Genomic DNA, 14,213 nt, shown 5'->3' with positions numbered 1-14,213 from the left:
AAGGGGGACGATCCCGGCGAATGCAGCTTGAGACAGCGAAAAGGAGAGGCCCTATCATGTATAGGTTCGATAAGAAAAGCTCGTTCATCCGCTTTGAAGGAGAACCGTCCGTCGAGCTGCGGGATATCGCCGTAAAGGCCGTTGTGGCCGGCGAAGGCGAGGTCGCGTTGACGTTAAAGGCGGCGGAGACAACCGGAGCGGATAACGGCGGCCTGCAAGCCGAATACCGGCTGCGGTATGAAGACGGGAACGGCAGCATTTACGCAGAGCTGCTGCTCTCGGGCAGCGGCCGCTTTTTGACCGTACGGATTGATGCCGGAATCCGCAATGAAACGGCATATCACGCACAAAGGACGTTCGCTCCGGAGGGCGGCATCCGGATCTTCATCGGAAGCCTTCCCGGATTGAACGGATTGATGGCGGTATCCCGGCATAAGGAATGGTGGACCCGTCCTCATTTTGAGACGGATTTGCATAAGCTTCCGCCTCGGACTCAGGCGCTGTTGTGGAAAGTGGACGCAGGCTACGGCTATCTTCTTCCCGTTTGCGATACGTTGTATCGGACCGATCTGGCAGGTGCGGAGGAAGGCATGGCCGTAAACGTATCCGCGCTTGAAGCGGGACATGAGCGGATAAGTACTTGCGCCTTTGTGCTCGGCGCGGATAGCGATCCGTACCGGTTGGCTGCGGCTGCCGTTCGCGAAGGCTTCGCTTCGCGGGCGATCGGGGGGAAACCAAGGGAGAGCAAAGCATACCCGGACATTTTGAACTATCTCGGCTGGTGCTCGTGGGACGCCTTTTATTTGGAGGTTAGCGAGGAGGGCCTGATGCGTAAAGCCGCCGAGTTTACGGAGTCGGGCTTGCCCGTGCGCTGGGTGATGATCGACGACGGCTGGTCGGCTGTGCGGGACCGGAAGCTGGCTGCGTTTAGCGCCGATGCGACGAAGTTTCCGGGCGGACTGGGTCATGCCGTCCGGCGTCTAAAAAACGAGCATGGGATACGCTGGGTAGGCGCTTGGCATAATATCGCCGGCTACTGGAGCGGCGTCGATCCGCAAGGCGACGTGTTTGCCGGGATGAAGGAATATTTGTACCGGACAAGGAGCGGGAAATGGATTCCGCATCCGGAGCCCGCGAAGAGCTTCGGTTTTTGGCGGGAATGGCATTCGAGCCTGCAGCGCGAAGGCATCGATTTCGTCAAAGTGGATAACCAAAGCTCTTTGAATCAATATATGGGAGGGGAACGATCGGTTGCAGGAACGGCTCACGATATTCAAGCAGGCTTGGAAGCGTCGGTCGCCTTGCACTTCGGCGGGTGCATGATCAATTGCATGGGCATGGCTTCGGAAAATGTGTGGCATCGCCCCCTGTCGTCCGTATCGCGAAGCAGTAATGACTTTCTGCCGAAAATCGCAAACGGCTTCGGGGAGCATGCGCTTCAGAATGCTTATAATTCGGTATATCACGGCCCGTTTTATTGGGGCGATTGGGACATGTTCTGGACGAGCCATCATGACGCCGTTCCGCATATGGTGCTGCGCGCCGTTAGCGGAGGTCCGGTCTATTTCAGCGATGCGCCGGGCCGAACGAATCCGGATCGGATATGGCCGCTCATTTACAGCGACGGCCGTATCATCCGCTGCGACGGTATCGGCCAACCGACCGAAGAGTGGCTGACCGTCGATCCGCAACGAACGGCTGCCCCGCTGAAGGTATGGAATACGGCGGGCGGAGCCGGTATATTGGCTGCCTTCCATGTCTACGACGGAGACGATATCCTTGAAGGGGATATTGGTCCGGGCGATATACCGGGGCTGGCCGGCGACTCGTTCATCGTCTTCGACGCCATTCGCCGGATCGCGCACCGGCTGCAAGCAGGCGAACGGGTTCCCATAAAGGTGGCGCCTCTAGAGGCGGAATTGTTCGTAGTCGTGCCGATAAGCGGTTCCTTCACCGCCATAGGGCTTGCCTACAAATTAGCCGCTTCCGATGCGGTAATGGATATTTGCGGCGAAATCGATTCGGTGAAGGTACGGCTTAAGGACGGAGGGATGTTCATGTTCGTATCGGAACGGAAGCCGGTGCAGGCTTACGTCAATGGAAAACCGGCAAAGGTGGAGGCGGCGGATGAACCTATGGGCGTGTATCTCATTGACTGTTCGGGCTGTACCGGCGAAACGCTGGCGGACATTCGGTTTGCTTGAAGCAGCCTTCCACGGGAAGCGAGCCTGGCTGCTGCATGCAGGGGGAAATAAATCGTAAATTGTCATTCCGCTCGAAATTTGTAACATAAATGAAATATTTCTGTGATGTTCCCATAACATCGCCCAGGTAATATAATAACCAAGACCCCCTTTTAATGATATATATTTTGCAGAGCTTGCCCCGTTGGCAGGCTCTCTTTTTTTTGCATCGGTGCGGCATAACTGCGGACCATCAAAGATTTAGCATTCGTTCGGCAAAAAGAATATCTTTAGTTTGCATAAAAATACCGCTTTCGATTCGGGATTCGTAAATCCTGTCTCTAAAGCGGTATTTGTTTCGTTATGGGCCCGCAGGATCAAACTGCAAGGGGTTTAGCTGAGACAGCGTGCAAAGCGAGCCTTACACGCTATATCGGCTAGTTGTTGTGGACGAATTGTCCGGATATAAAGAGGGATGAGTACGAAGAATGCCGTTATGATTAAACGACGCCGTGAGCGAGCATGCCGTCCGCAACTTTCAAGAAGCCGGCAATGTTGGCGCCTACAACGAGGTTGCCTGGATGACCGTATTCTTCAGCGGCTTTGACGGAGTTTTTATAAATGTTTTTCATGATTTCATGGAGTTTGTCGTCTACTTCGTGGAATCTCCAGGAGTAGCGCATGCTGTTTTGGGACATTTCGAGTGCGGAAACCGCTACGCCGCCCGCATTAGCCGCTTTAGCCGGTCCGAAGAGCACGTTCGCTTGCAGGAATACGTCGATCGCTCCCAAGGTGGATGGCATGTTCGCGCCTTCTCCGACAGCTTGGACACCGTTTGCAACCAAAATTTTCGCCGATTCTTCGTCGATTTCGTTCTGGGTAGCGCAAGGCAAAGCGATGTCGCACGGAATTGTCCAAATGTTGTTGCAGCCTTCGGTGTAAACCGCATTAGGATGCTCTTTGACGTATTCGCTGATGCGCTTTCTTTCGACTTCCTTCAAGCGGTGCACGGTATCGAGGTTAATGCCGTCTTTATCGTAAATGTAACCGTTCGAGTCGCTGCATGCGACGACTTTCGCGCCGAGGCGGATAGCCTTCTGCATAGCGTAAATCGCTACGTTGCCCGAGCCGGATACGACGACCGTGCTTCCATCGAAGCTTAAACCTTTCGATTCGAGCATTTCATTAACGAAGTATACGCAGCCGTAGCCGGTAGCTTCCGTACGCGCCAAGCTGCCGCCGTACCCGATGCCTTTACCGGTCAACACGCCTGCTTCATGGCCGCCGTGGATTCTTTTGTATTGGCCGAACATAAATCCGATTTCTCTGGCTCCAACACCGATGTCTCCCGCAGGAACGTCCGTGTCTTGGCCGATATATTTGTACAGCTCGGTCATGAAGCTTTGAGTAAAGCGCATGATTTCTCCGTCCGATTTTCCTTTGGGCTCGAAGTCGGATCCGCCTTTACCGCCACCGATCGGCTGGCCTGTAAGCGAGTTCTTAAACGTTTGCTCGAAGCCGAGAAACTTGATGATGCTGGCATTTACGGAAGGGTGGAATCTTAATCCGCCTTTGTAAGGTCCGATCGTGCTGTTGAACTGTACCCGAAAGCCGCGGTTTACTTGAACATTCCCGTTATCGTCCACCCAAGGCACCCGGAATGTGATTAAGCGTTCCGGCTCGACGATTCTTTCAAGAATGCCCGCCTTCATATACTTGGGATGTCTTTCGATAACCGGGACGAGCGAGTCGAGGATTTCTTTAACCGCTTGATGAAACTCGACTTCTTGAGGATTGCGCTTAACTACAGTTTCGTACACGTTCTGAACGTACGTTTTTGCGCTTACTTCTTCCTGATTGATGGTTTGCTGACTGCTCATTTTAACCGTTCACCTGCCTGATTCTTCGATATAGTTTGGTTATAACAAAAACGGGATAACTTTAACTATAATATCAGATGATTATTAGATCAAGTTTTATATAATAAACCCATTAATTTCAACTCTCCCGGTCTCCATAATATCTTAACGTGAAGATAATTCTCCGCTTACAAAACTGGTTTAACGTAGAGCTGTACTATGGACGCAAAGCTATCGTTCTAGCGGAAAAACGGCTGGTTCATAGGGGAAGGAGCGGATGCGTCGAGAGCAGCGTGCCAATTTGAATAAAGGAGCTATTAATGACGGCGGTTGTAGTTACATTTGTGTTTGGGGAAACGGTTCATCCATAGATTTTCCGGGAGAGGAATGTGAGGAATGAAACGCGGTAAAAAAACATTGTCATCATTGCTTGCTGCCGCTATGCTGGCAGGCTTGTTTCCGGCATTGGCGGATAAAGCGGAGGCTGCGGAAGCGCGAAAGGAGCTGCCGATCCGCCAGACGTTGTCCGAGCCGATCATCGACGGCAAGCTGGACGAGTCCGTATGGGCGTTGAACGAGAGCCTTCAGACCGTTTTGAGCGCGGAAGGCGCCGACTCGTTAAGCTCCAAGTTCGGCATGGTGTGGGACAGCAAGTATTTATATATCGGCGTAGCGACCGAAGATCCGAATTTGTCCGACAGCCCGAACGTCGACAAGGATCCGACGAATACGGATGGCGATTACTACTGGGATCATCCCAACGTGACGATTTTCCTGGATCCGCAGCTTCACCAATCTACCCCCTATCAAGGCAAGGACGTGCAGCTCGGCTTCGTGTACAAGCCGGGTACGAGTACGCCGTATTTCAGCTTCGGCGCGGCGACTACGAACAAGGACCGTGACGAGAAGCAAATTTTGCGGGCAATCAGCAAAACCGATAAAGGCTGGAATCTAGAAACGGCCATTCCGTGGACATTCCTCGATTTCGACCCGCAGCTGATGAAGCAGCTCGGGATGGAAATGACGGTCGGTTCGAGCTTTCCGGACGGCGAAGGGAAAATTGTGAAGCCGGGCAAAGCGTGGAGCGCTTATGAAAGGCAATCGTTCTGGAACGATACGTACGGCTTCGGCGTCGTCAAGCTGGATGGATCGAATCCGGTGTCGAGCTCTGTAAGCGACGTTTTGCTGGAAGAAAACTTCGACGGTTATGCGAATGGGCAAATTCCGTCCGGGTGGATTTCGAACGTGAACGCCGGCAGCAGTCCTTTCGGAGTGGTGAATGACGTGTACGGCGACGGCCGCCTCGTATTCGACGGCAATGCATCCGGCAAGCAAGCGCGTATTTTCGCTCCCGTGCAGTGGGACAACTACACCGTGGAAGCGGATCTGCAGTTCCAAGGGGCGCTGAATACAGGACGTTGGGCATCTCTTATGTTCCGTGCTCCATCCGCCGGCTTGCATCCGTACAACCAAATGGCGATGAGGCAAAACGGCACGTACGAGATCGCTTTCCGGAATGCGGACAATGGCTGGAACGTACCGGTTAGCGGCAGCTGGGGAAAAGCTTTGGATTTGAACAAGGATTATTCGTTCAAGGTGCGGGCGTTCGATCAGAACGTCAAGCTTTATATTAAAGAAGCGAATAGTTCGACGTACGATCTGCTGACCGATAAATGGATGAGCAGTCTCTTGCTCGAGAGAGGCAAGGTCGGCTTCCAAGCGGATCAAAGCAAAGTATCGGTCAAAAATCTGAAGGTGACGCGGGTGCGTGTAGAAAGCATGGATCTAACGCTTCCTGCTGAAGTTGAGGCGCTGACAGGTCCGATTTCCGCGGCGAACGAAGTGCTTTTCTCCGATGGCGTGAAGGAAGCGGTTCCTGCGGACCGGATCAAGTGGTATTCGTCCGATTCGGAGATTGTCCGGGTTGTGAACAATCAGCTTGTTCCTTTAAAAGCAGGGACGGCGGAAGTGACGGCCGTATTCGACAACGCCATGGTCAAGCGTCAAATAAAAGTAACGCCGTCGTTGAACGGCAAACAAGTGACATCGCTTCGTCATGATACCGGCTATTTGCTCGCGAACGTCGATCAAGGGGGCGATTTGAACGCGATCGAATTCCAAGCCGACTTCAACGATTTTACGACCGGAACGGTAAAAGGCGGCGAGCTTACCTGGACCGCTGCCGGCAGCAACCTCGTCATTAATGGCGGGACGTTGAACGCCAAGCAAAAAGGCTTGCACAAGGTGCGCGCGACGATCGGTACGGCTGCCGTAGATTTGCTCGTGGCGGCGAAGCCGGCTGCGGAAAGCGAATATGTGCTGTACGAGAGCGATTTTGCCAATATGGCGGATGGGACTTTGCCGGAAGGCTGGAAGATCATCGAGCAGCCGAACGGTACGGCTGCCGGCGTCAAGAACGGCGTTTTCGAGGTCGACGCGACCGTCCCGGGATCGGCGGTGCGCGTTCTGCTGCCGGACGAGCTGAAGGTATTCGGCAACTATAAGATCGAAGCAGAAGCGACGCATGCGAAGGCGAATGATTCGAGCCGCTGGCATTCGGTTATGTACCGCGTGCAGAATGACAACTATCCTTATTATCAAATGGCTGTCAGGCAAAATGCCACGGCTTCGAACGGCGTGGAATTCGCCGAACGGACGCCGGCAAACGGCTGGAATGTTATGGAAGCCAAGTCGTATAAGGAAGCGATTCAGGCGGATAAATTTTACCGGTATACGATTAAGGCGCATGGCGAGCGCGTTCAGCAATTCATCAACGACGAGCTGATCGTGAATACCGGCATGGCGCATGCCTATGCGAAGGGCGGTATCGGTCTGCAGGCGAACGGCAGCTTGATGAAAGTGGCCCGCATAAAAGTGACTTTACAGACGGAAGCATTGCCGAAGCTGCCGGACAGCAATTTTGCGAACGTTATGGAGCCGAGCACGCAAATCTCGCTGGCGCCGAGCATAGTAGGAGCGGTCGAAAGCGCTGCGCAAAGCCTTCCGATGAATCCGGACAAGCTTCCGGCCACCGTTATTTTGCATGTGAACGAAAGCTTGCAGGTAACGGGCGTAAACCGGAGCGAGGTTTTGAGCCCGCTTAAGGACGCTTTGCAGAAGCTTGACGGTAAAACGATTCCCGCTTTTTATGTGTACGATTCCGCTACGGTAACGAAGCTGGTCGACTATTTAAAAACGGAAGGGATCGCCGACGCGTTCATCGTCTCCGATCAACCGGCGCTCGTTAAACAGGCGCGTACCGCCTATCCGATCATTCGCGGTATCATCGACTTCCCGCAGGCCGCCGCGAATTTAACGCATGAGCAGCTGATGGATATCCGGAGAACGACAAACGCCAATCTGGCGAAAATCGCGCTTATGCCCGAGCAAGCGGCTTCCCAAGACAATGTGGAGTATTTGCAGGAAAGACTCATTACTGTCTGGGCCAAACAAACGGGTGAGGCATCGCTGCCGAATGCAGTTTCGCATCATAAGCTGATTACGTCGGGCGTAAACGGCATCGTTACTCTTGCTCCGGAAACGCTGTTCGACGCGCTAGGAATGTATAACAAAAACACGACGCTCGTACGCAAGCCATGGGTTATCGGGCATCGCGGCATCCCTGGGCTGGCTCCGGAAAATACGCTTGAAAGCGCCGTGCTCGCTTACGAGAAGGGCGCGGACATCGTAGAGAACGACATTTATATAACGAAGGACGATCAAGTCGTCATTATGCACGATACGACGCTGGACCGGACGACGAACGGCACGGGCAACATCGAAGACTACACGCTCGCGGAATTGAAGCAGCTGCTTGCGAACAAGCAGTTTCCGAATGAGTATCCTAATGCCCGCATTCCAACGCTGGAAGAGTATTTCCAGGAATTCAAAGGAAAAGACCTGCTTCATTTTATTGAAATCAAGACTTACAATCCGAAAGTCATCGATCCGATGATCGCTTTGATCAAGCAATACGATGTGGAAGACCAGGTTGTCATGATTTCGTTTATCGGCGATCAAATCAAGCGCGTGAACGAGAAAATGCCGGGCATGTCGCAAGGCCTCCTGACCGGCGGACAAGCGAACGACGTCGACATTTCCCGTTCGCTCTACCGTGTTCTCGATGCCATTCAGCCGTTGAACACGACATTTAATACGAGCTATCCGGGCTTCGGCAAAAAGTTTCTCGAAGCGTCCAAGCATCGCGGCATTACGATTTGGCCGTGGACTTACCGGGATATCAACGAGTATAAGAACGCTTTTGCGATGGGCGTTTACGGCTTGACTACCGATTACAGCCATTGGTCCTCCGACTGGGCCGACCGGATTCGTCCGTCTCAGCAAAAAGTCGAGCTGACGGTAGGCGCGCAGGCCGAGCTGAAGGCGGATGTGCGCACGTATGGCGGTACAACTTCGAGCGTAACGCCGGAAGTCGTCGTATTAAGCGGTCACGAGATGATCGAGGTTAACGGAGGCACCGTGACGGCCAAAGCAAACGGCACCGCCTACGTAACGCTTCGTTATACGAACACGGCGGGCAATTCGCCGGTTTACGATATTTACACACAGCCCGTAGCGATCGAAGTAAAGAGCGGTTCGCAGCCGGAATCGGTCGAAATCGAACCGAAAACGGCAAGTATCAAGGTGGGCGAGACCTTGGCTTTGAAAGCGACGGTATTGCCTGAGCAAGCGAACGATAAGAGCGTAACCTGGTCGGTATACAGCTCGACAGCGGATCAAGTAGTCAGCGTCGCAGCGGATGGCTTGGTAACGGCACATAACGAAGGGACGGCTGTCATTCGGGCAACAAGCGTGCTCGAAAACATTTATGCGGACAGCGTCATTACGGTAACGGGTTCGACGCCGACACCGACGCCGACACCGACGACAACGTCGACACCGACGACAACGCCGGAACCGACGCCGACGCCGACGACAACGCCGGAACCGACACCGACACCGACGACAACGCCGGAACCGACGCCGACATCGACGACAACGCCGGAACCGACGCCGACACCGACGACAACGCCGGAACCGACACCGACACCGACGACAACGCCGGAACCGACGCCGACGACAACGCCGACGTCGACACCGACGTCATCACCGACGACAAAGCCGGAACCGACACCGACATCACCATCGACGCCGACACCAACACCGACACCAACACCGACGTCATCACCGACGCCGTCGCCAACTCCTGCAAACGGCGAGATTAGCGTCGACGCGAAGCCGGATGCAGCGGCATCGACTGCAATTGCGGAAATCGGCGCGGAACATTTCGCAGCAGCGCTGAAAGAAGCCAAAGACGGCGATGACGGCGTCAAAAAGGTTCATGTCGAAGTCAAAGGCAGCGACGGAGCGAAAAATATCGAGGTTACGCTGCCGACAGCCGCACTCACCGATACAAGCGTTAAGCATCAAATCGAAATTGTGACCGAGCACGGCGTCGTAACGCTGCCGTCCGATTTTCTGAACGATGGCGGCGCCAAGCCGGGAGCAACCATCACGCTCGTTATCAGCAAAGTCGATACAGCGCTCTTGTCTCCGGAACGTCAGCAGCAAATCGGAAACCGGCCGGTCATCGAGCTGCACGTGATGGAGAACGGTCAAATTCGTCCGTGGAGCCACGCGGAATCGTCTGTGTTTGTATCGCTTCCTTATACGCCGAGCGACGAGGAAATGAACAAACCAAGCGGCATCGTCGTATGGTACATCGATGCTGCGGGCAAGGCGACCGCTGTACCTAGCGGCAAGTACGATCCGGCAACGAAATCCGTCCGTTTTGAAACGAACCATTTCAGCAGGTATGCCGTGACGTTCGTCGACAAAACGTTCAAGGACATCTCCGCTTATCCGTGGGCGAAGCCTGCGGTTGAGGCACTTGCGGCCAGAGATGTCATTCAAGGAATCGCAGCCGACAGCTATGGGCCGGCCTTGAATATTACGAGAGCGGATTTCGTGACGCTTCTCGTCAGAGCATTAGGCTTGCAAGCGAACGTTAGTGATAATTTCATCGATGTCCATGCTGACGATTATTATTACGAAGCGCTCGGGATCGCCAGAAAGCTTGGCCTTATAGAAGGTGAAGGCGACAACCGTTTTCATCCGGCGAGCCAAATATCCCGTCAGGATATGTTCACGATCGTGCACAGAGCGCTTGAGAAAACGGGCAAGCTCTCGTTAAAAGGCGGCGACAGCGTGCTGTCGGGTTATGCGGACGGCTCTCAAGTGTCCGGGTATGCGAAGGATAGCGTATCCGGATTGATCGCAGCGGGCCTGGTCGAAGGCTCCGGCAGTATGCTCAATCCATTAGGACATGCAACAAGAGCGGAAACCGCGGTATTGCTGAACCGTATCTTGAACAAGATCTACGAGTAACGCTTGCAAACAAGTCACCTTGCAGAAAATGCAGTCTTCTTATGAAAGGAGACTTGAACAACCGTACCAATGAAAAGATTCGGAGGGGCTGTTCCATGGCCCCTCTTCTCCCATCAAGTGGTACGGTAACTGCCGGTGCCTGGCATGGAGGGGACTGTCCCGCAGGTTATTCCCCACTTCCTTGCCACGCTGCCAAAGCTTCTAATAACGTGCTGAATTTGCAAACAAATAAGCTTCCAAAACCACTGCTAAAGTGGGAATGGAAGCTTTTTTGTTTATAATTCGAGTCATTCCCTTTGCATGAACGATAACGGGCGGTTCACAGGAAATGCTCCGTTTCATAATCAGGAATTCGGTGTAAGTGAAACCGACGCAACCTCATTTCGGCTTGGTGCACAGTCGGGCAGGCATCGCAAACGGCTCCATCTCCGCTCCGGCAGCGGTATTTTGACTGAAATCGCATATTCGGGCAGAAGTGGCCTATTTACGATGTGGGAATGGGTCACTTATTCTTAATGGCACGGAAAGGGCTTTCAAGGCTGCTATGGCCGCTTTCGATCGCAATATGGAGCTTTCTCATTTCCTTACCGCCGAGAAGATTTCCGCAAGCTCGAATTATGCCCTGCCGACTCGCGGAAGATATGTGTCGTTGCGATAGATAACCGGGAGGCCTGAGCTTTTCATAACCTAACGAAATCATAGAGGATGTGCTGCTGTAATGAACCGCATGACTGACCGAAAACCGAATATTTTATTTGTTTTTCCCGACCAATGGCGCAAGCAGGCGGTCGGCTTTCTCGGCGAGGATCCTGTGATGACGCCGAATATCGATCGTTTTGCCAAGGAAAGCATGTTTCTGGACAACGCGATCAGTTGCTTTCCCTTATGCTCGCCGAACCGCTCGTCGATGCTGACCGGTCGGTATCCGCTATCGACCGGTGTGACGACAAACTGCAAGCTCGGTCTCGATATCGCCTTGAATGCGGATGAGAAAACGATCGGCAATATGCTCAAGGATGCCGGATATGCGACGGGGTATATCGGCAAATGGCATCTCGATCTTCCCGAGCAAAACCGCGAGCCCGAGCCCGCTTCCGGAGCGAGGCATTGGGACGCCTATACGCCGCCCGGCGAAAAGCGGTACGGCTTCGATTTCTGGTATGCCTACAACGCGTACGATCGTCATTTGGCGCCGCACTATTGGAAGGATACCCCGGAAATGATCGAGGTCGACGAATGGTCGCTGCAGCACGAAACGGATGTCGCCGCATCGTTTATCCGTAACCGGGACAAGGAGAAGCCTTTCGCCTTGTTCGTCTCGTGGAATCCGCCACACCAGCCGTTCGGCGAAGTGCCTGACCGCTACAAGGCGATGTATGCGGACATGGAGCTTGAATTCCGGCCTAATGTCCTGGAGGGAGAAGCGAAAAGGCAGGCGGTCGAGCATCTCCGCGATTATTATGCCGCCGTTACCGGGATGGACGAACAGTTCGGCAGACTGCTCGGCCTGCTGCGGGAAGAAGGCATCGAGGACGATACGATCGTAGTACTGACATCCGATCACGGAGAGCTGATGGGCGCGCATGACTGGACGGAGCATAAGAACATTTGGTACGAGGAAGCGATCGTCGTGCCTTGCATGTTCCGCTGGCCCGGCAAGGTAAAGAGCGGCCGTGACGGCACGATGTTTAACAGCGTCGATCTGGTGCCGACGCTGCTCGGACTCGCGGATTTGCCCGTGCCGGATCGCGTGCAGGGCACCGATTTGTCGGCGGTCATGCGGGAAGGAGTGCTTGAGCCGCCAAGGCGGGCCAACCCTTCGTCAGCTTTTATTTGTCATTACCCCGGTGCGCTGTCCGAGCATCGAGAAGCGGCTGAATCCGGGCGGAATATCAACGCGTTCGGATGGCGCGGAGTCAGAACCGCGCAACATACGTATGTGGTCAAAAGACCCTTCGGATCGAGCGCGACGGAACGGCTGCTTTACGATAACATGGCCGATCCTTATCAGCTGTCGCCGAAACGGATCGATGATTTGCCGGCCGATGCGGCGGCAGGGAAGCTGGAGGGGGAGCTCCGGCATTGGCTGGAACGTATCGGCGATCCTTTTATGCTTGATTAGTGGAGAGCTTTCGACGCGTGCGGAGGCGGAACTATTGGTTTATATACTGCTAAGGATGAGGAATCGATCCATTACCCCGCAGTGCGCTTGTTTTGCCGCGTGCTGCGTTGCTTGAGCTAGGCGGCAGGCGGAGTCGAATCGCATACCTTTATTCTCCAGCCCTCCGGCGTTTAGCGCCGGGGGGTGTTTCCGCTTCGGCTTTAACAGCGCTTGGCGGCAGACGCGGGTTTCTTTGCTGCCGATTATGGTATGCTAAGATGTATACCGCTTTTTAACAAAACCGGGATTTGCGGAATCGTTCATTTACCGGTGAACGTGTCTGTCGGATACCGCTCATAAAGCGGCATTCCCAATATCCTGTAGATAGGTTAAAATGGGAAAATAAGTGAATCAAACAGCAATGGATAAAGAAGAGGTGCAGCAGCGTGATTTTCTCAAAATCTAAGAACGTATATCTCCGGGGATTGTTCGATTTCCCGGTAAACGCGCACGCCCTTAACGGGCGGCGAAGCCGTTTATCCTTGTACAAAAGCATGCCGCGTATCGTCGCGGCGATCGCGGCGATCGGCTTGCTCCTGTCCGCAGCAGTCCCTTCGCTGGCGCAGAAGGAGCCGGCGCCGCTTATCGCCATCGATCCCGGTCATCAGCGGAAGGCCAATACGGAGCTGGAGCCGGTAGGACCAGGCGCAAGCGAGAAAAAGCTGAAGGTCGCGGGAGGAGCGACGGGCGTCGCGACCAAAAAGCCGGAGTACATATTAACGCTCGAAGTATCGATGCTCGTCAAAGAGAAGCTTGCCGGACTCGGGTACCGGGTGCTGATGACCCGCGAAAAGCATGATGTCGATATAAGCAACAAGGAGCGGGCCGATCTTGCCAACGATGCGGGAGCGAGCCTGTTCGTGCGCGTTCATGCGGACGGCGACCGCTCGGCTGCTTCGAACGGCATTTCCGTCCTGTATCCTTCGGCTTCGAGCCGGTATACCGCTTCGATCAGCGAGGACAGCATGCAGGCCGCGAAGGCGGTGCTCGATTCGATGGTCAAGGAAACGGGAGCGCGATCAAGGGGGGCTGTCTCCCGCGACGATTTATCCGGCTTTAATTGGTCGAAGATACCGACTGTGCTTGTAGAAATGGGCTTCATGTCCAATCCGGACGAAGATAAGCGAATGTCCGAGCCCGCCTATCAGGACATGCTGGCGGAAGGGATGGTTGCCGGCATCGTCGAGTATTTGGCAGCGAAGGGCAAGGCTTTGTCGCCCGAGACTGTCGATGAAACGATGACCCTGCTGACTCAAACGGGACTTTATACGAAGGAAGGCGTGCGGTTTGCAGAGACAGACGTTTCCTTGTCCCCGCAGCAGGTGCGGATCTTCGAGAAGCTCGGCCGATGGGGACATATCCGGACATGGCTGGGAGACCGCTGGGTGCCGCTCGATCGCGCATTGGCGGGCGAAGTCGTACCCGAGGAAGGGAGCCACGCTTTAACGGCAAAGACCCCGTTCTACGCGGTGCCGGGCGATTCCGTCCCGCTTGGCGAGCTTGCGCCGCAGACGCTTGAGAAAGTTGCCTCATGGCAGCAGGGCTGGCTTTGCGTACGTACATGGCTGGGGGATTCGTGGATTTTGACGGAATGAAGAACTTTAAAGAAAGAATGGGGGGAAA

At 54.3% G+C, this 14,213-nt stretch carries 5 protein-coding genes; 4 read left to right on the top strand and 1 reads right to left on the bottom strand.

Annotation, left to right across the window (positions count from 1 at the left end; all coding sequences use genetic code 11):
* The first annotated feature begins 56 nt into the window (after positions 1-56).
* Positions 57-2,204, top strand: coding sequence for a Sip1-related alpha-galactosidase (locus DQG23_RS05330; RefSeq protein WP_158560313.1), 2,148 nt, complete (start codon positions 57-59; stop codon positions 2,202-2,204).
* 479 nt (positions 2,205-2,683) lie between these two features.
* Here DQG23_RS05330 and gdhA read toward each other — a convergent pair whose 3' ends face one another.
* Positions 2,684-4,063 (bottom strand): NADP-specific glutamate dehydrogenase, encoded by a 1,380-nt coding sequence (gene gdhA, locus DQG23_RS05325; RefSeq protein ID WP_113029773.1) that lies wholly within the window; start codon positions 4,061-4,063, stop codon positions 2,684-2,686.
* A 375-nt stretch (positions 4,064-4,438) separates the two neighbouring features.
* Between gdhA and DQG23_RS05320 the strand changes: the two genes are divergently transcribed.
* The 3 genes from DQG23_RS05320 to DQG23_RS05310 all read left to right on the top strand — a co-directional run bounded on the left by DQG23_RS05320 (position 4,439) and on the right by DQG23_RS05310 (position 14,185).
* Positions 4,439-10,429: a glycerophosphodiester phosphodiesterase family protein gene (locus tag DQG23_RS05320; RefSeq protein WP_113029772.1), complete on the top strand. Its 5,991-nt coding sequence runs from the start codon at positions 4,439-4,441 to the stop codon at positions 10,427-10,429.
* Between the two features lie 718 nt (positions 10,430-11,147).
* On the top strand, positions 11,148-12,551 hold the full coding sequence (locus tag DQG23_RS05315; RefSeq protein ID WP_238177758.1) for a sulfatase family protein: 1,404 nt from the start codon (positions 11,148-11,150) through the stop codon (positions 12,549-12,551).
* A 425-nt stretch (positions 12,552-12,976) separates the two neighbouring features.
* Entirely contained in the window at positions 12,977-14,185 is a 1,209-nt protein-coding gene (locus tag DQG23_RS05310) for an N-acetylmuramoyl-L-alanine amidase family protein (RefSeq protein WP_113029771.1), read from the top strand.
* Positions 14,186-14,213: the final 28 nt, after the last annotated feature.

Source organism: Paenibacillus contaminans, assembly GCF_003285015.1.
GTDB classification, from domain to species: domain Bacteria; phylum Bacillota; class Bacilli; order Paenibacillales; family NBRC-103111; genus Paenibacillus_V; species Paenibacillus_V contaminans.
The sequence above is the reverse complement of the archived record's forward strand: the minus strand, read 5'-3'. Positions and strand labels throughout refer to the sequence as shown.